The sequence below is a fragment of the Shewanella sp. ISS20 genome, assembly GCF_056522965.1.
Genome location: NZ_JAWRZK010000001.1, coordinates 3,372,753 through 3,390,483 on the forward strand (window position 1 = coordinate 3,372,753; position 17,731 = coordinate 3,390,483).

Sequence of the window (17,731 nt, forward strand, 5' to 3'; positions counted from 1 at the left end):
GCACGCAGAGTGTTAGAATTAGCCAGTAACTACTTTTGAGGCTTTATAGATGAATATCGTTGGTGATTCCGAACATTTTAAACAACCCTATGACAATGATGATGATTATATCAGTCGCACTGGGGTCAAGCGTGAATCAGAGGCTTCGCAGGAATTAGGGAAGCAATTGGTAAGCTTGAGCAAATCTCAGTTGGCAAAAATGGATTTGGAAGAGCGGGTGTTAGATTGTGTCTTAGCTGCTAAGAGTATCAAGATTAATACCGAGGCTTATCGTCGTCAATTGCAATACATTGGCAAGGTTATGCGCACTGTGGATCCTGAACCTATCCGTTTTGCCATGAACAATGTGCTCAACAAGAATAACAATGAAGCCGCTAAACAACAGATTTTTGAAAAGCTTAAAGATCGTTTGTTAAGCGGTGGCGACAGTGAAATTCAAGTGTTGTTAGAGCAACATCCGCAGTTAGATAGACAAAAGCTGCGTCAGTTAATTCGCCAAAGCACTAAAGAATTAACTAAGGGTCCAGAATCAAAATCGGTCAAGGAATTGATCAAGTATTTACGGACTGAAATACAAGCTTAATTAACTTTTTCGACAAGGATGACGGCATGAGAAGTATCTCATCTACCAAATTTTACTGGCTAACTTTCTTGGCAATTATCTTACTGAGTGGTTGTAATGGCCCGAGTGATGAATCTGGTAGTGGTAGTGGTAGTGGTGAAGATAATTTATCTATTAGTTTTCATACCGTAGAGCAGGGAATATGTGGTGGCGCTTCCAATTCGGTAAGTTTTGCCACAGGCTCAAGCATTTGTGTTAGCGCTAAGCTTAATGTTAAAGATGGCTCCAACGTGGGCCAAGTGCTGAATTTTAGCAGTAGTTTTGCTACTGTCACTCCCGCCACTAAATTGACCAATAGTGATGGTATCGCCCAAGTGATTATCACTAATGACGATAAAGCCCAAGGGGCTGGCAGCGTGACGGCCAGTTTTACCACAATTGCAGCGACTAATTTAAGCGCGAGCGCTAATTATGAATTTGTGGCGGCGGTTGTGGATAAATCCAGATATCAACTCATTAGCAGCATTAGCCTTAATGGCACGCCAGTTACCCGCATCAAAGTGGGTGAAACCGTGCAATTACAAGCGCTAGTGACAGATGACCAAAATCAAGCTGTGACTAATGCTAAAGTGACGTTCAGTGCAGGTAATGCCAGTTTGCTGCCTGCCACTGCGCTCACCAATAACACTGGCTTAGCGCAAATTCCATTTACCCCAAGCGTGAATGAATTAGGGGCGAGTGCGCTGACCGCAAGCATAGATCATAGCGGCCAAGTCATTACTAAGACCAGCTTGTTTGAAGTGCTGAGTAATGATGTGGTTGAAGACAGTACTCAAATTAAGCTCGGCCATTTTGCCGATGGTACATTTATCGATGGTACTTTAGGGACTAGCTTACCTAAAGATAGCAATGGTAATTACCTGTTAAGTGCCATTGGTAGTTTTGGGCTAACAGCCTCACTAGTCACTATCGATGAGCAAGGCAAAGTCACGCGCTTACAAACTCCAACCTCAGTGAGCTTTAGCTCAAATTGCTCGCAGGGTGGCAATGCCAAATTAGATACTCTGGTCACTAGCGTCGCAGGTGATGCTAAGGCCACCTTTGAAGATACTCGCTGTAGTGGTAACACCGAGCGCAATGATGAGATAATAGCGACTGCCTTAATTGGTAATCAGAGCCTAACAGCAACCTTGCCATTTATCTTAGCGCGCCAAACGTTAGCTAACTTAAGCTTTATCTCCGCTGAACCTAAGCAAATTCGCATTAAAGGTGCTGGCGGTACTGGTAGCAGTGAAAGCTCCTTAGTGACGTTTAAAGTCTTTAGCGCTAATGGTCAGCCTGCCGCGCAGCAAACGGTTGTATTTAGTCTAGATACTCTGGTAGGCGGTTTAAGCTTTGCCAATGGCCTTGGTAGCGCTACAGGCATCAGCAATGCACTGGGCGAAGTCAGTGTGCGGGTATTATCAGGCACAGTGCCAACACCTGTGCGAGTCACGGCAACAGCCACTGATGCTGACACGGGCATAAAAATCAGTAGTCAGTCCGAGCAGTTAACTGTTAATACCGGTTTGCCGCAGCAATTAGCCTTTAGTTTATCCACCACAACCTCAAACCCAGAGGCCGGTTCACTGGATGGCACTAAAGTCACTATTACTGCCTATGCGGCTGATAGTTTTTCCAACCCAGTGCCTGATGACACTAGCATTAATTTCACTTCTGAAGGCGGTCAGATAGTACCTAGTTGTTTAACGGTTAATGGTCGCTGCAGCGTTGAGTGGACCTCAAGTGCGCCGCGAGTGCCTGATAATCGCATTACTATTTTGGCTTATGCCTTAGGTCATGAAACCTTCTTTGATACCAATGGTAATAACGTTTTTGATGCTGCCGATGGCGGAGTTATCGCTAAGGCATGTATTGATGTTGTCGGTAATGCCCAGACTTGCTCGGGTAATGGCATGAATATTGAAACTTATCATAGCCAAGGCTTTAGCGATTTAGCCGCGCCATTTCGTGATGATAATGAAAATAATCAATATGATATTGGTGAGAAGTACTTAAGTTTAGCTGACAATGGTGTCTATCCTGCAGCTGATGGCCGCTTTAACGGCCCACAATGCCAAGGTACTCTTTGTGGGCAAGGGGTGTTTAGTAAGAGTTATATTCGCAAAGCGCTAGTGATGACTATGTCAGGTTCAGATGCCTTAATGACTGTGTTCAGTGCTAATACCATTATTGCCAACCCTAGTGGTCAGCTAGTTACCCCTAATCTGCCAGCCTTGGCAGGTCAGAGCTTTAGAGTGAACTTAACTGACACATCAACGCCAGCGCAGGTTTTACCCGCAGGTACTGTGGTTTCTGTGGCCTCAAGTCTAGGTGCGATTAGTTTTAATGGGTATCAGGTGCCTAATACCAATAGTGCTGGTGGCACTAGCACTAACTTTACCCTCACTAATAATGGCGTTTCAGGTGCTGCGGTAGTCACTATTACGGCAACAATGCCAAGCAGTAAAGTCACGCAAATGAACTTTACTGTGAACTTACAATAGTCCTTATTTTTTGCCATAAAAAAGCCTGCATTCGCAGGCTTTTTTCGTTAGAGCACATTAATGCTGAAGTGAACTTAAGTCGTGTTAATCCAAAGATTCATTATATGAAATCAGCACACATGTGAGCGGCGGCAATATTTTAGTTTGAATTGTACCGGATCCATGGTGAAGGTCTTAAAGGCATCAAACCAGCCCACCACACTTGGGATTAGTGTCCAGCAAAAGGCGAGGTACAAGCTGCCTTTGAGTGGTTGACCTAGATAGAAGCGATGAGCCCCGACCCCGCCAAGCAATAAACTAAACCAAGCGGTAAGTTTCTGACTTTTAAGGTGCAAGCTTGGATCGATGCCAGCGAGTGCATCTAGGTTGAAATCGCACTGACATTGATGACAGGTTAAATCGCTATAGGCGATGGTGGCGCCACACTGATTACACAGTTGAGTTTGCAATTGACCGACTCCAGTTAGGTGAGCATAGTGAGCTGCAATTATGCGTACAAGTGTTCGCTGAGATCTAGCAACGCGGATCACAAATTGAAAATATAGCTAGAAAATACAGCGAATCATGGCATGACCTCAGCCGTATTTTATTGATTTAGGCATTTATATTGGTGTTAAGTGATAGATGTTTCATTTGTTAACAATAAGTTGTAGCTTGTGTTGGTAAGCAGTTATCATCAAGCGCTGCTCAATAACAATAATAAGCATGAGGTCACTATGGAATCTATTACTCAAATAATCAGCACTATTAATAGCTGGGTATGGGGGCCACCCATGTTGGTATTAATTTTAGGGGTGGGGTTCTTTTTATCTTTGGGGCTTAAGTTAATGCCCGTTTTAAAGATAGGTTACGGATTTAAGTTGATGTGGTCAGGCCGTACCGCTGAAAGCGGTGATGCTGTAAAAGGCGAGATCAGTCCTTATAACGCCTTGATGACTTCCTTATCGGCCACCATAGGCACAGGTAATATTGCTGGCGTGGCGACCGCTATTTTCATGGGGGGACCGGGCGCTTTATTTTGGATGTGGTGCACCGCTATGGTGGGTATGGCCACTAAATACAGTGAAGCGGTACTGGCGGTTAAATATCGTGAAGTCGATGATCAAGGCAACCATGTTGGTGGCCCCATGTATTACATTAAAAATGGCCTAGGTAAAAAGTGGGCGTGGCTAGGAACCCTGTTTGCTATTTTTGGCGCATTGGCCGGTTTTGGCATTGGCAATACGGTGCAAGCTAACTCAGTGGCTGAAGCGCTGGCGACAAGTTTTAATGTTCCTGCTTGGGCGTCCGGTATCACCATGATGGTGTTGGTGGGGTTAGTTCTCATGGGCGGGGTTAAGCGTTTAGCCGATATCTCAGGTAAATTAGTGCCCTTGATGACGGTTTTTTATGTGGGCGCAGGCCTTGGCGTGTTATTTATTTATGCGGATCAAATTCCGGCAGCGTTAGTGTTAGTGATTGAAAGCGCTTTTAATCCAGTAGCTGCTCAAGGCGGTTTTGCCGGCGCTGCCGTATGGGCCGCGATTCATTTTGGGGTTGCACGCGGCGTGTTTTCAAATGAAGCCGGGCTTGGCAGCGCTGCAATTGCGCACGCAGCTGCCAAAACCAAAGATCCTGTGGCTCAAGGGTTAGTCGCCATGCTTGGAACCTTTATCGATACCATCATCGTGTGCTCTATCACGGGTTTAGCCATTATAGTCACGGGGGCGTGGACATCGGGGGCTAATGGCGCTGCGCTCACATCCCATGCCTTCTCCCAAGCTTTGCCTATGGGCAATTATATTGTGGCTATTTCTTTAACTGTCTTTGCTTTTACCACCATTTTGGGCTGGAGTCTTTATAGTGAAAAGTGCGCTCAGTATCTGTTTGGCACACGGGTGATAACGCCCTTTCGATGGTTGTGGACATTAGCCGTGCCGCTTGGAGCTATCAGTTCCCTCGATTTTATTTGGTTGCTGGCTGATACCTTAAATGCGCTGATGGCCATCCCGAACTTAATCGCCTTGATTTTATTAAGCCCAGTGATTTTTGGCTTAAGCCGCGAGTATTTCAAACGCCGTAAAGAGGCTTTAGCTAAGCAGTCGCAGAATTGATTAATACCGTTGGGTTTTATGATTGCTAGGTATCAAGGGGTAAGAATGGGGCGCTACTAAGTTAGCTTAGCTTCATTATTTGCTAGCCATGTTTTTTTAAGCATAACTTGCTAACCATGGTCATTATCAACAATGGCCATGGTTTTAGTATATTAAGGACATAGTTTATTAAGGACGTTTATTGAGCATTCAGTTGAGTGCAGATTTAGCCGATTACCGATTGAGTGGTTTGATTGTGTAGGCTGCGAGCAACCTAATTATGCCTAGTCGCTACTGTTATCAAATTCTGTTTCATCGGTAAATTCAGCAATAGGGTCAACTACTGGTAAGTCGGTAAATAGGCGCTGGAAGTGACGTTGCACCCCTTTTAAGTTAATTTCAGCCAAGCCAGAGGCAAAGCCAAACCAAGCATAGAGGCCGCTGTAGTCTTCAAACATGGAAGGTAAGTACTGAGGTTTATCAATAACCCCTTGCTGATAGGCTTGATAAATCGCGGGAATATCTTCAATGGCAAGTTTCCCAACAAACAACATAGGGATAAGTTCTGGTAAGCCCGCGGTAATGGCGGCGCGAATAAAGTTAATGTTTTCAACATAGCCGCGCACATAAGAAATGTCTTTAGTGAAATAGCTGCCACCGCGCACATCGCCGCCGCGAAATACCCTCTGGGTGATGCGATAGCTGTCGGTGGCACTTAAGTTGCGTTCACGAAAATGACTAAATACTTCAATAAAATCAGCGCCATTTTCCGCCATGTTGACAGCTTCAATGCGATCGCTAATGCGCCGCGCTCGCCCAGGGGTTGAGCTTAAGGTGAGCATTTCTAGTAATACCGCCAAGCCTTCTTGGGTAGCGGCTACTCGCGGCGAACCGACCCCAAGCCAGCTGGCATAGGGCTGCGCGCGGCCATTTAAGGTGGTGCCTACATGCACCCAGCCTTCGTGAACTTCATAGATATTTAAATCCGCTTCACTGAACTTAGCATGGCTACTTATTTTTATGGTATCGCCACCGACTGCCGCGTCCGACATGATGCCGTCGCTGAGGCGCACCCGAATATCATCACTATGAAAATAACTATTTAACCGTCGACTTAATTCATCCACAGCGTAGCTGGCATCCAGTATCTTTGGGTGCTGACTATTGGCGCGTTTAGCGGCGGGGAGGGAAAATAAGTAGCTTAGGCGGTCACCTAACTGCTTGATGCTATGACGATCGCCATGCAGTTTTTGAGTGGATGAACCGTACAGTTGACTGCTGAGCTCACCAAAACGTTTATTGCCGCGATTTTCAAGCATTTCAATCACAAGTAAATATTGATCGGCGGTTTTACTTAGAATTTTGCCTAATGGATCGCGATGGCCAAGTTTGCGGCGAATAGCCACTTTTAAATCCAGCAAAGCTAACGTTAATTCGCGCGGATAAAAAGGCAGAGGTCGCTGCTGATAAAAGGCTTGATCAATTGTGGGCAGGCGATTGGGGTTTTGTAAAAAGGTATGCTCGTATTCTCTTGGCCATTTTATGGCATCGAGAATCTGGATCGGTTTTTGGATCCGAATCAATTCATCAGACAGTGATTTTAAATTTTCTTTATATGCTAAGGAAATTGATGTCATCTTGATGTCCTTTATCAAACCTTTTTTGAGTGTATATCAAGTTAGTGAAAAATCAGAACTTTTCGTCAAATGATGCCAGAATGTTGCTTGTTCTATGGTTTTTACTCAAGTGCCGCTTGCATTGATAAGGGGTTGCCACTTTGATTTTCCCACTCCTACTCGCTTTTATACGAATCATGTTGTTTTTGTGTGTTATTAGGCTAAATAAATGTTGGTTAAATGTTTGAAATCACTTGCGCCAGGTCACTGAATAGACAAAAATCCCTTTGCCGTCTTGGCCTTTTATTTTGGGTGTACGTATCGTGAAAATAGGAATTTTGTCCCAACATCCTGAGTTGTATTCCACGCAGCGCTTACTTACTGCATGTATTAGCCGCGGCCACGAGGCGCAGGTGATTAATACAGTCAATTGTTATATGAATATCAATTCGGTAAAGCCGAGCATCCATTTTGAAGGGCAAGATTTAGTGGGATTTGATGCCGTGATCCCGCGCATTGGCGCCGGTGTGACCTTTTATGGCTGCGCCTTAGTGCGACAATTTGAAATGATGGGGGTGTTTGCCGCTAACGATTCCATCTCGATTGCGCGCTCACGGGATAAATTGCGAGCGTTACAGTTGCTATCGCGCAAAGGTATTGGCATGCCTATTACTGGCTTTGCCTGTAAGCCGGATGATATTTCAGATCTCATCAATATGGTGGGCGGCGCGCCCTTGGTGATTAAATTACTCGAAGGCACCCAAGGCATAGGTGTCGTGCTGGCAGAAACTAAAAAAGCGGCTGAAAGCGTGATTGAGGCGTTTTTAGGCCTTAAGACCAACATCTTGATTCAAGAATTTATTAAAGAATCTAAGGGCAGTGATATTCGCTGTTTCGTTGTGGGCGATAAAGTGGTGGCCTCCATGCGCAGACAAGGCCCTGAAGGAGATTTTCGCTCCAATTTACATTTAGGTGGAGTCGGCGAGAAAGTTAAAATCACTCCGCAAGAGCGTAAAACGGCGATAGCCGCTGTTAAAGCCATGGGATTAGTAGTGGCAGGGGTTGATATTTTACGTTCCGATAGAGGCCCGTTAGTGCTTGAAGTGAATTCATCACCAGGGCTTGAAGGCATAGAAAATTGTACTGGCATAGCCATTGCTGAAAGCATTATTGAGCTAATCGAAAAAGAAGTGATGGCGCGTAAGGTTAATCGCAAAGTGATAGCTTAACGCAAAAATAAGCGTAAGCCGCTCAAACGTTTTATTGGATTAAGCCCGCTATTGCGGGCTTAATTGTCAGCTAAATTTATAAAAACTAACTTTATAAATCAAAGCCGTATGAATAGCCTAATACCACTTTAGGATCGTCAGTTTTAAGGTCAGTGTCTGTGATCATAAAGCTCACTGTGCCAATCGTAGTTTCGGCGTTAAGCGCAATGTTGTAATCAGAATAGTCTTTTTGATCGAACCAATCTTGGATCACATCACCGCTTGAATAACCATAATGAATATTGATTGAGTAAGTCTCGTTAACTGGGATACCTATGTCGGCAGTGAGATAACCATAATCTTCTTTATCAACACCTTCAGAGACTATGTCATCCGATGCATTGACCACATGAGAGTAACCCAGAGTGAACCACTTCCAACCAATGGAGCCATAGATTTCGCCCAAATCGATTTTATCGTCAGCATCTGGATAGGCGTAGTAGATATAACCAATGTCATACGCGAAATCGCCATAGCTGTTGGCATATCCACCGGCTAAATCAAGTTCATAACTAGTGTCGGTACCAAAATCGACATTTGATGCCCAGCTGGAAAGATAAAAGCCAGATTCATGCTCATAATCTAAACCGCCTTGCACTGCGGTGGCATCAGCAGTTTGCGTGACGCCACGCCAAATGTAATTAGAAGTAACTCCAATATTGCCAGATACCGCAGCGCTTGCGATACCCGACACCATACTTGTTGCCACGATAATGGCTATGCTTGTTAATCGAGTGCTCATGCTATTTCCCTTTATTATTAGATGTTTAATTTAAACCTAATGCAAATGGTTACAGCAAATTTGCAAAACTGCAGGTTGTTCTAACGCTAGTGAGTTTTTGCTTGTCACTATTTGTCGCAGCTATCTAATTCTCAATTCTTATGCTTATGTTAAGCGCTGAATAAGGGCTTAACATAATGAATCACGTAAGCCTTTGCCTGCTTTAAATTTGGGGATTTTTGCCGCTGGAATTTGAATTTCTTTACCGGTTTGTGGATTGCGACCGGTACGGGCTGAGCGAGTCGCTATCTCAAATGAGCCAAATCCAACCAATGAGATCTTGTCGCCATTTTTCATGGCTTCAGTTACCGCCATTTCAAACGATTTCAGTGCGCGGTTTGCTTGCGCTTTTGACAGTTCGGCATTTTCGGCAATTTTGGCAACCAGTTCAGCTTTGTTCATTATCGTGTCCTTCCTTAGAGAGTGATGTTTTAATGTAACATGCCACAGCACATTCTTGATTGGAAGTTGTTGTTGCTTAAAATTGACTCAATGTGATGAGTTTTTACTCTAGGGGTGTTAATGGCTCGCCAATTTGTGCGCATAGCTTTGATTGTTATGGACTCTGCAGCGCGCAATATCATTAAGGATTAACCTTCTAATATTTGATGCAATAAGCGCTTCACCAGTTTGGGCTCAAACGGCTTATCACACACGGCGTCTACTCCTGAATGAGAGATTTGATTCAGTTTATATTCATCGGCTTCTGATGTGACCATTAAAATCGGGGTGTGGCTATTTTCACTGTCTTCTCGAATAAAGCGCGTTAAACACAAGCCATCCATAGTTGGCATATTGAAATCTGTCACGACTAAGTCAAAATATTGCTGTTGAAATAATAATTTAGCCTCACTGCCATCGCTTGCTTCAGTAATGTTTCTGAAACCTAAATTATAGAGTGTGCGGCGAATAATATTGCGCGACAATTTTGAGTCATCAACTAACAATACACGCAGTTCATGAGGGTCTAAATATTCAAGTTCGATTTCTTGATGGCTAAGTAAATCAGCGGCTGAAACGAGCGCAGTATGCAAATTATCCCGTGAAAAGGGTTTAGGTAAAATGGCAACTACCCCAGATTGCTTATAAGCATCTAATTGGGCGAATCGGGATTCGCTCGAGACTAGCATTAACAAGATATTTTCAAGGTCTGGATCTTGTTTAATGTATTTGACGAGATCAAGCGCTGTGCCGTCGGCAAAGTGCATAGCGCAAGCAATCACATCGGGATGGCATTGCTTAGCTTCGGCCTTAGCTGCGGTGATACTATCTGCCGTCTGAATATTACACACGCCTTCATCATGTAATCTTTCCATGATGATTTTCTGCTGCATAGGTGACGGCTCAACTAATAATAACGTGAGATCACTAATATCAAACTGGCTCATAAATCCCTTAGGTCATATTCCATCCTTTGACTAAGTATTTACCAGACTGACACGTTTGCAATTAATTGACTGAAATTGGCTTAAAAAAGTTGCGAGTTGAGGCGCTAAATGCCACTTGCCATTGCAACACTTGGCTGATGATAGCAATGGCTATCACTAGCCCAATCGGGATAACAATGCCATTCCACTGTACTATCACTTCTTTTGGATTTATCTGCCAAGCAATCACTGCCGTGGTGGCTAACGCCATGATGGCAAGGGCTTGAATAGCAATGTAGAGTCTTAATAGTAACAAGCCCCAATCGGCACGTAAGTAAATACCCACCAATACTGGTATCATACCTAAGCTAAATAAATTGAGATTAGCGCTAGTGATGGCGTAAGTCATTCCTAATGTAGCAGCAAATAAATAGCAAATAGTTAGACTGGCAATGGGCCAAGGGTAGGATTTCATAGCAAGCTCTGTTAGTTTTTGCCAAAGTGTAAAAACTCCTATCGCTTGAGTCCAGTAAATTGCCTTAATATTCAAAGAAGAGGTTAGCGTGACAGAGAATGATTTTTGGCAGTTGGTGAGTCGCACCAGCGCCGAGCAAGATGAGCAAAGCTTAGTCACAGCCCTGACTCAAGCTTTAACTGCTTTGGACGATCAGCAGTTAGCTGAGTTTGATGTGTATTTTTCTAAACAAATGCGCAGGGCATACACTTGGCCTATGTGGGGCGCCGCGTTTGTGTTGACCGGCTGTGATAATGAATATGCGTTCGCTGAATTCCGCTGCTTCTTGATTTCTTTAGGTAAAACCTGGTTTGAACGTATTTTAGTGGAGCCAGATTATTTAGCTGAGTTACCTCAGTTTCCGATGCGCGATAATTTTCCTTATCCGTTTGTGGATGAATATGATTTGGTCGCTGGCAAGATTTATGAAGATCGCACCGGTGAAGAATTGCCGTTTGTGCCATCGACTGGCAATCGCCCCGTAGGCAAGAAATTTGATGACAGAAAAAAAATTCTGCTTAAGCATTATCCTGGCTTGTGTCAGCGTTTTCCTTTTTAAAGCGCGTAGATAAGCTAACCTCAGATTCACATGTAATTAGTGACATTTGATGTATATTTAAGCTAACTTTTGATGTACTAATCGTTGCTGTGAATTACAACGTTGAATCTGAGCGCGAGGGATATGCCTGCGCAAATTCCAAAGGAGAGCTTAATGAGTGCCCGATCTTATCTTTCACTTGTCATAGTTGGTGCTATTGCACTGACTGGCTGCGCGCAAACGTCTACTGAGAATAAGGCTGAGACAGTGGTTAACTCAGCGGTTGAAAACAGTCAGGATGCAAGTATGGTTACCCAAGCTGGAGCGGTAACCATAGAATGGCTAGATCCTGCTAAGTACACCGACATTAAGGCTTCTTCTGAATTGCAATCGCGCTTTCAGCAGCGAGTATTTGATACCTTAACGGCGAATTTAGCCCAGCAAGTAACGCCTATGCTTGAGTCGAATGAAAAGCTTGAGTTAGTAGTCACTAACGTTGATTTAGCTGGGGATATTCGGCCAACTTTTGGTGCGACCTTAAATGATATTCGCATTGTGAGTAATTTATACCCGCCTCGCATTACCTTTACGTATAAGGTGATTAAAGGCAACCAAGCTATGCTGGCTGGCAGTGAGAAACTGCAAGACTTAGGTTTTCTTGATGGCATTCAACCTATTATAGATAGACCCTTTATGTATGAGTCTGGGCTCTTAACCACTTGGTTTAATAAAACCGTGGCGCCAGTTCTGCAAGGCTCACCTTCGGAATAACGCTTCGCACTAAAAACAAAACAGCCGTTTTTTAGCGGCTGTTTTTGTTAGTAACACTTGATTGCTTAGCCTTGTTGCTTAAAGGCTTGCAAGGTTGATAGCACTAACGCGAGCTTTTTCACTACAGTTTGCAGCTGCTCAGTGTCGATATCTGTGGCTGGAAATTGCGCTACTTCAGCGGCTAAGTCTTTGACATAAGGTAGAAAACGTTTACTGTTTTGAGTAAAACCTTGTTCTGGCTTAAAAATGGTGCTGAATTTAGCGTGCCCAGCTTGCTGTAATGCATCTAATTTAGCATCGGCATCTATGGCTTGGCGGTAAGCAAGTTGCAGATTCTGTTGCAACTGTTCCAGAATTCGTGAATAAGGCATTAGGTTTCTCTCAACAAAGGTCAGTTAGGGATTATATATGAAATGCTCTTCTCCCCGCAAAATTCCGCGCGCATTTATGCTGTTATTACTTAGCTGGTGGGGATGGGGCGCAGCTTATGCCAGTGAAGCTAATCCGGCCTTTTACCGTTTAGATAAAGCGGGTAATAGCGCTTTTTTATTGGGATCAATTCATGTGGGGCAGGCGAGCTTTTATCCAATGCAGCCCCATATTGAAGCTGCGTTTAGTAAGGCGACAAGCCTGGTGGTTGAAGTTGATATTAGAAAGCCAATGGCGCCTGAGTTATTACTGCGGTTTGCTAAGGCATCACCTGCTATTGCCATTACCTCAGCGACTCAAACTGAATTAACTCAGTATTGCCAGAGTCGCCAAGCCTTTTGTGAGGCATTAACGCCCTGGCAGCCATGGTTGCAATCCTTACAAATCAGCTTGCTGCAATTTGAGCAATTAGGCTTTACCCCGGCTTTTGGGGTTGATCAATATTGGCTTTATAAGGCGCAGGCTAAATCGGTATTAGAGCTTGAAACCAGTGAGTTTCAATTGGCCTTGTTAGCCTCATTTGATGCTCGCACCCAAAATTACTTGTTAGCAGAGGCTATTACTACACCCGATAGCAGTTTGCGCGCATTGATTGATGCTTGGCATCAAGGTCATGATCAGCAGCTGCTTGAGCTGACCGAGGCGGATATGCTTGCGAATACTCAGCAAGATTTAGTGCAAAAATTATTGTGGGATCGCAATCAAACCATGGCAGCTGATCTTTATCGCTTGCTGGCGGATGGTCAGAGCCAGCAACCTATTTTTGCCGTTATAGGTGCAGGGCATCTAGTCGGGCCTAAATCTGTGATTACTAAACTTAAGGAATTAGGGGTAACAGTGACGGATTGCCGCCAAGACAGGTCAGCATGTGATTAATATTAACTTGACTATAATGGTTAAGGAATAAGCATGGAGGCTTAATTTTGCAATCAAATTCCCCAACCGTTTACGCTGAATTTGACGGTATCAGCCGTAATTGGGATCAAAAATTCGATAAATTCGTCGCGCGGGTAAATCCTGGTGAATATTACTTAACGGGCAATGATGAGTTGATTTATACCCGATTAGGTTCTTGTATTTCTGCGTGTATTTATGACGATCATTTAGGCATAGGTGGCTTAAATCATTTTCTGTTACCAGAAGCTGGTAAGTATGAACGTCAAATTGCGGCCGATAGTTATTGTTGCCGTTATGGTAACTGGGCCATGGAGCAATTAATCAATGGTATTTTAAGCCGCGGTGGCAGTCGTTTTAATTTAAAAGCTAAGATATTTGGTGGCGCCAGTATTGGTAATCAAATCACCACCAATATAGGTCAATTAAATATATCTTTTGTATATAGCTACTTAGATACAGAGAATATTCCCATCTTAGCGCAAGATGTTGGCGGCATTTGGCCGCGCAAGGTCTTGTTTAATCCCACTAGCGGTAAAGCCATGGTTAAACGGCTAGCCAGCGAACCCATTGAAATGCTTGATACTCAAGAGGGGCGTTACCTCTATAGCATTTCTAAAAAGCCTAAAAATGGCGATATTGAGCTATTTGATTAATGGGATATGTCATCTCTAGCCGCTATTTTTTCACTTGGCCGATAAAATGCACATAACGGCCAAGGGATAAATAGGGTTCTTGCTGGCAATAAGCCAATTCCATCGCTAATAACTGCTGAAAATCAAAATTGTCAGGCATGGATTTTTTAAGATAATCATTAATGACGCGCACGCCCGACTGACAAATAAGCGCAAGTTGCCATTCAGTAAACCAAGTTCTCACGTCTTGTATATACAAGGGGTGAGTGGGGGTTAAGCGTACTTTTTTCTTAATCTTAAAATCAGCACTGACATAATCAAAATTGCCCGAGACTAAGGCGTGAAAACGCATGGCTTCTTTATTGAAAAACATCAATGAGAATAAGCCATCCTTGCTCAGAAAATCTAATAATTGCGCTAAGGTATTTTTGGCATCATGCAGCCATTCAGCGACCGCGTGACATAATATTAAATCAAATTTACCTTCCACATGCTGCGGTAACTCTTGAATGGCGCAGTGAATTAGGCGGATATCGAGCGGCTCTTCACTAGCGGCAATTTGCTCTTGCGCCTGGGCTAACATCTGCTCAGAAATATCACACAGAACAATTTCATGGCCTTGGGCTGCTAATTTTTGGCTGATAAAACCAAAGCCGCCACCTGCATCTAAGACTCTTAATTTACTCACTTTTTTATCTTGGCAATACTGGTCTATCGCCGCTTGCAAATCGCGCCATAAAACGGCAGCACGAATTTCTCCCTTGGGAGTTCCATAGATATTTTTCGCAAATTTAGTTGCGAGTTTATCGAAGTTTTTGTCTTGCACGTATGAGTCGCCTTGAAGAACTATCGGCAAATTCTGCCACAGACTGCTAAGGGCGTCAGATAAATATCGGCGTAACTGGGTTAAAACCGCACTCTAGCTGAGTAAATGTTAATCAAGCTGTTTTTTTGGTGCGACTGGCTTATAATTCTGGGCTAATTTTTAGAAAGATACCTGCGGATATGCAACATATAGTTCACCTCAATGAAATGCCATCGTTGTTTTCTCTCTATCGCAAGATAATGTTTGGGCGTAAGCCTGGCTGGAATGGCGAGTTATTGGAGTCAATTGAGGTTAACTGTTGCGATATTGCCATAAAAGCTGACGCCGTTGAGCGCTATGTCAAGGTATGTGAATATCAGTTTGATGGTGCAACTCTACCTGCCACATTTTTGCATGTGTTAGTGTTTCGCCTGCAAGCTGAGTTGTTCACTCATAAAAGCATTACTTTCCCGCTGCTTGGCATGATCCACCTTAAGAATAATATCCGCCATCTGCGCAATGTCAGCATTGATGAGCGCGTCGATATTTGCTGCCACATGAGCGATAGCCGCATCACTGAGCTTGGGCTTGAGTTTGATTTAACCGGCCAAGTGACTGTTAAGGATGAAGTGGTGTGGCAGTCGGTATCTACCTATTTATATCGCTGCCCGCAAAGCCGCTCGTCCCGTGTGCGCCCGCCTAAAGGCGCTGCTATAAATTGGGAGCAACCGCTGCAATGGCATTTAGATGACGACTTAGGTCGCCGCTATGCTATGGCGTCTGGCGACTATAACCTGATTCACTTACACCCAATTTTATCGAAACGCTTTGGCTTTGATAGGGTGTTAGTTCATGGCATGTGGTCGAAGGCGCGCTGCATAGCGCAAATGATGCCGCATGCGACTATGCCAGCCTTTGAAGTAGACGTGACCTTTAAATTGCCATTATTTATGCCGGCAGATGTTACTTTTGCGCTTGAGCCGATTGATGCTGGTTATCAATTTGAAATGCGAGATATTAAAGGTCGCAGGCCCCATTTAACAGGGCAATTGACTTACCTGTAAGCCTCATAGTTCACCTGTACCTTGATAAGCGTGTGTGCGCCGCAGCACGCTTGTCGCGACTAAATCCATCTGTTTCTTTGAGCTAGCCCCAAATTCCTCTATGATCGCAACGCCCTAGCAGATCCCAGAGAATAAAAAATACATGCTATCTGATATCGAAATCTCAAGAAATTCCCCATTAATAGTCATCAGTGACTTAGCAGCAAGGCTTGGTATCCAGCCCGATGAATTAGTGACTTATGGCGCCCATAAGGCCAAAGTTTTGCCAAGCGTATTCAAACGCTTAGCGCAAGCGCCGCTTGGCCGCACCATATTAGTTACCGCAGTGACCCCAACGCCTTATGGTGAAGGTAAAACTGTAACTACTATAGGCTTAACTCAAGGGTTACACGCTTTGGGGGAGTCTGTGTGCGCTTGTATTCGCCAGCCCAGTATGGGGCCAGTGTTTGGCGTTAAAGGCGGCGCCGCTGGCGGTGGTTATGCTCAAGTAGTCCCTATGGAAGAGCTTAATCTTCACCTAACCGGTGATATTCATGCGTTAACTAGCGCTCATAATTTAGCGGCTGCGGCGTTAGATGCGCGTCTCTTTCATGAAACTCAATTAGGCGCCGCTGCCTTTGAGCAGCAATCTGGATTAAGTGCGCTTAATATCGACCCTGAGCAAATTTTATGGCGCCGCGTAGTTGATCAAAACGATCGCAGTTTGCGCCAAATTGAGGTAGGTATTGGTCGCAATAATGGCCCGGTGCATGCTTCAGGTTTTGATATTAGTGCTGCCTCTGAGTTAATGGCGATTTTAGCTTTAAGCCGTGATTTAGCCGATATGCGCGCGCGGATTGGCCGAATAATCTTAGCTAAATCAACCGATGGCAACTGGATTAGCGCTGATGATTTAGGTGTCGCAGGCGCCATGACAGTGATTATGCGAGACGCCATTGCGCCAACCTTAATGCAAACTTTATCGGGCGCGCCTTGTTTAATTCACGCAGGCCCTTTTGCCAACATAGCCCATGGCAATTCCTCTGTGATTGCTGATGATATGGCGCTGCGCTTGGCTGATTTTGTGGTGACTGAAGGCGGTTTTGGCTCGGATATGGGCTTTGAGAAATACGCCAATATCAAGGTGCGCACGTCAAATATTCCGCCTGCGGCTGTGGTATTAGTGGCAACTCTGCGCGCCTTAAAAGCCAATAGTGGTGTTACTGTTAGCGATATTAATGCACCTAACCAGGATGCGCTGCAGGCAGGATTTGAGCATTTATGCTGGCATATCAATAACGTCAGTAAGTATGGCGTGCCGGTTGTGGTGGCGATTAACCGCTTCCCCACTGATACCGATGAAGAATTGCACTGGTTGCAGCAACAAGTGACTAAGACGCAGGCGTTTGCTTGTGAGATTAGTGAAGCCTTTGCTAATGGCACCAGTGGCGCCCTTGATTTGGCGCGCAGCGTGATTAGCGCTTGTCTGCAGCCAAGTGAGTTTACTCACTTATACGATGTTAACTTGCCGCTGGACGTTAAGCTTACCCAACATATGCAGCTGGCCTATGGCGCCGCGGGCATAGAGTTAAGTGATTTGGCCGCGAGTCAATTGCAAAGTTTAGCCACAGATTATGGGCATTTGCCTTTATGTGTGGCAAAAACGCCGATGTCGATTAGTCATGATCCGCAGCAAAAAGGTGTGCCGTCTGGCTTTGTGGTGCCGGTGGCTGAACTGCGTTTAAATGCGGGTGCGGGCTTTATTACTGTGATCACTGGCAATGTGATGACTATGCCAGGCTTAGGTTTACGCCCTGCCTATTTGCAGATAGATATTGATGCCAATGGTGATATTCAGGGCTTGTCCTAATCGGTTATTTAACGCTTAGT

General features: G+C 44.5%; 18 protein-coding genes. 10 read left to right on the plus strand and 8 right to left on the minus strand.

The annotated features are described in order from the left end of the window. Window positions 1–49 precede the first annotated feature (49 nt). Both yjgA and AC1HDP_RS15300 read left to right on the plus strand, forming a co-directional pair. A complete protein-coding gene (gene yjgA / locus AC1HDP_RS15295; protein WP_140930731.1) occupies window positions 50–583 on the plus strand; it encodes a ribosome biogenesis factor YjgA in 534 nt (177 codons plus the stop codon). Window positions 584–609: 26 nt separating this feature from the next. Beyond that, complete coding sequence (locus AC1HDP_RS15300) at window positions 610–3,108, plus strand: hypothetical protein (protein ID WP_479639403.1); 2,499 nt, start codon at window positions 610–612, stop codon at window positions 3,106–3,108. A 110-nt stretch (window positions 3,109–3,218) separates the two neighbouring features. Here AC1HDP_RS15300 and AC1HDP_RS15305 read toward each other — a convergent pair whose 3' ends face one another. After that, the gene (locus AC1HDP_RS15305; protein WP_479639404.1) at window positions 3,219–3,557 is read right to left on the minus strand and encodes a TM2 domain-containing protein; all 339 of its coding nucleotides are present in this window, start codon (window positions 3,555–3,557) and stop codon (window positions 3,219–3,221) included. A 267-nt stretch (window positions 3,558–3,824) separates the two neighbouring features. Here AC1HDP_RS15305 and AC1HDP_RS15310 point away from each other — a divergent pair, with 267 nt between their 5' ends. Beyond that, complete coding sequence (locus AC1HDP_RS15310; protein ID WP_479639405.1) at window positions 3,825–5,201, plus strand: alanine/glycine:cation symporter family protein; 1,377 nt, start codon at window positions 3,825–3,827, stop codon at window positions 5,199–5,201. A gap of 263 nt (window positions 5,202–5,464) precedes the next feature. Here AC1HDP_RS15310 and AC1HDP_RS15315 read toward each other — a convergent pair whose 3' ends face one another. Continuing rightward, window positions 5,465–6,817, minus strand: a complete 1,353-nt coding sequence (locus tag AC1HDP_RS15315; protein ID WP_479639406.1) for a flavohemoglobin expression-modulating QEGLA motif protein — start codon at window positions 6,815–6,817, stop codon at window positions 5,465–5,467. A gap of 302 nt (window positions 6,818–7,119) precedes the next feature. Between AC1HDP_RS15315 and rimK the strand changes: the two genes are divergently transcribed. Next, a complete protein-coding gene (rimK, locus tag AC1HDP_RS15320; protein WP_140930741.1) occupies window positions 7,120–8,025 on the plus strand; it encodes a 30S ribosomal protein S6--L-glutamate ligase in 906 nt (301 codons plus the stop codon). Window positions 8,026–8,116: 91 nt separating this feature from the next. On the opposite strand, the gene AC1HDP_RS15325 is transcribed toward rimK, so the two are convergent. The 4 genes from AC1HDP_RS15325 to AC1HDP_RS15340 all read right to left on the minus strand — a co-directional run bounded on the left by AC1HDP_RS15325 (window position 8,117) and on the right by AC1HDP_RS15340 (window position 10,687). After that, window positions 8,117–8,806, minus strand: coding sequence for a TorF family putative porin (locus tag AC1HDP_RS15325; RefSeq protein WP_140930743.1), 690 nt, complete (start codon window positions 8,804–8,806; stop codon window positions 8,117–8,119). 168 nt (window positions 8,807–8,974) lie between these two features. Then, the gene (locus AC1HDP_RS15330) at window positions 8,975–9,247 is read right to left on the minus strand and encodes an HU family DNA-binding protein (RefSeq protein WP_479639407.1); all 273 of its coding nucleotides are present in this window, start codon (window positions 9,245–9,247) and stop codon (window positions 8,975–8,977) included. Between the two features lie 188 nt (window positions 9,248–9,435). Next, a complete protein-coding gene (locus AC1HDP_RS15335; RefSeq protein WP_479639408.1) occupies window positions 9,436–10,233 on the minus strand; it encodes a response regulator in 798 nt (265 codons plus the stop codon). Between the two features lie 61 nt (window positions 10,234–10,294). After that, complete coding sequence (locus AC1HDP_RS15340) at window positions 10,295–10,687, minus strand: hypothetical protein (RefSeq protein WP_479639409.1); 393 nt, start codon at window positions 10,685–10,687, stop codon at window positions 10,295–10,297. Between the two features lie 88 nt (window positions 10,688–10,775). Between AC1HDP_RS15340 and AC1HDP_RS15345 the strand changes: the two genes are divergently transcribed. Together AC1HDP_RS15345 and AC1HDP_RS15350 are read left to right on the plus strand one after the other, a co-directional pair. Then, window positions 10,776–11,285 carry a DUF4240 domain-containing protein gene (locus AC1HDP_RS15345; RefSeq protein ID WP_479639410.1) on the plus strand — a complete coding sequence of 170 codons (510 nt, stop codon included), beginning with the start codon at window positions 10,776–10,778 and terminating at the stop codon, window positions 11,283–11,285. Window positions 11,286–11,438: 153 nt separating this feature from the next. Then, window positions 11,439–12,035, plus strand: a complete 597-nt coding sequence (locus AC1HDP_RS15350; RefSeq protein WP_479639411.1) for a DUF3016 domain-containing protein — start codon at window positions 11,439–11,441, stop codon at window positions 12,033–12,035. A 65-nt stretch (window positions 12,036–12,100) separates the two neighbouring features. Here AC1HDP_RS15350 and AC1HDP_RS15355 read toward each other — a convergent pair whose 3' ends face one another. Next, window positions 12,101–12,406: a prephenate dehydrogenase gene (locus tag AC1HDP_RS15355; protein ID WP_479639412.1), complete on the minus strand. Its 306-nt coding sequence runs from the start codon at window positions 12,404–12,406 to the stop codon at window positions 12,101–12,103. Window positions 12,407–12,443: 37 nt separating this feature from the next. Here AC1HDP_RS15355 and AC1HDP_RS15360 point away from each other — a divergent pair, with 37 nt between their 5' ends. Beyond that, a complete protein-coding gene (locus AC1HDP_RS15360; protein WP_479639413.1) occupies window positions 12,444–13,340 on the plus strand; it encodes a TraB/GumN family protein in 897 nt (298 codons plus the stop codon). 47 nt (window positions 13,341–13,387) lie between these two features. Continuing rightward, complete coding sequence (locus AC1HDP_RS15365) at window positions 13,388–14,014, plus strand: chemoreceptor glutamine deamidase CheD (RefSeq protein WP_479639414.1); 627 nt, start codon at window positions 13,388–13,390, stop codon at window positions 14,012–14,014. Window positions 14,015–14,036: 22 nt separating this feature from the next. Here the strand turns inward: AC1HDP_RS15365 and AC1HDP_RS15370 are convergent, their stop codons facing one another. Further along, complete coding sequence (locus AC1HDP_RS15370; RefSeq protein ID WP_479639415.1) at window positions 14,037–14,819, minus strand: methyltransferase domain-containing protein; 783 nt, start codon at window positions 14,817–14,819, stop codon at window positions 14,037–14,039. Between the two features lie 179 nt (window positions 14,820–14,998). Here AC1HDP_RS15370 and AC1HDP_RS15375 point away from each other — a divergent pair, with 179 nt between their 5' ends. Then, on the plus strand, window positions 14,999–15,862 hold the full coding sequence (locus AC1HDP_RS15375; RefSeq protein WP_479639416.1) for a MaoC/PaaZ C-terminal domain-containing protein: 864 nt from the start codon (window positions 14,999–15,001) through the stop codon (window positions 15,860–15,862). Between the two features lie 142 nt (window positions 15,863–16,004). Next, a complete protein-coding gene (locus AC1HDP_RS15380; protein WP_479639417.1) occupies window positions 16,005–17,711 on the plus strand; it encodes a formate--tetrahydrofolate ligase in 1,707 nt (568 codons plus the stop codon). Window positions 17,712–17,731 lie beyond the last annotated feature (20 nt).

Coding starts and splice junctions, on each gene's coding strand:
- yjgA (WP_140930731.1), top strand. CDS start 50: ATGAATATCGTTGGTGATTCCGAACATTTTAAACAACCCTATGACAAT.
- AC1HDP_RS15300 (WP_479639403.1), top strand. CDS start 610: ATGAGAAGTATCTCATCTACCAAATTTTACTGGCTAACTTTCTTGGCA.
- AC1HDP_RS15310 (WP_479639405.1), top strand. CDS start 3,825: ATGGAATCTATTACTCAAATAATCAGCACTATTAATAGCTGGGTATGG.
- AC1HDP_RS15315 (WP_479639406.1), bottom strand. CDS start 6,817: ATGACATCAATTTCCTTAGCATATAAAGAAAATTTAAAATCACTGTCT.
- AC1HDP_RS15325 (WP_140930743.1), bottom strand. CDS start 8,806: ATGAGCACTCGATTAACAAGCATAGCCATTATCGTGGCAACAAGTATG.
- AC1HDP_RS15330 (WP_479639407.1), bottom strand. CDS start 9,247: ATGAACAAAGCTGAACTGGTTGCCAAAATTGCCGAAAATGCCGAACTG.
- AC1HDP_RS15335 (WP_479639408.1), bottom strand. CDS start 10,233: ATGAGCCAGTTTGATATTAGTGATCTCACGTTATTATTAGTTGAGCCG.
- AC1HDP_RS15340 (WP_479639409.1), bottom strand. CDS start 10,687: ATGAAATCCTACCCTTGGCCCATTGCCAGTCTAACTATTTGCTATTTA.
- AC1HDP_RS15350 (WP_479639411.1), top strand. CDS start 11,439: ATGAGTGCCCGATCTTATCTTTCACTTGTCATAGTTGGTGCTATTGCA.
- AC1HDP_RS15355 (WP_479639412.1), bottom strand. CDS start 12,406: ATGCCTTATTCACGAATTCTGGAACAGTTGCAACAGAATCTGCAACTT.
- AC1HDP_RS15360 (WP_479639413.1), top strand. CDS start 12,444: ATGAAATGCTCTTCTCCCCGCAAAATTCCGCGCGCATTTATGCTGTTA.
- AC1HDP_RS15375 (WP_479639416.1), top strand. CDS start 14,999: ATGCAACATATAGTTCACCTCAATGAAATGCCATCGTTGTTTTCTCTC.
- AC1HDP_RS15380 (WP_479639417.1), top strand. CDS start 16,005: ATGCTATCTGATATCGAAATCTCAAGAAATTCCCCATTAATAGTCATC.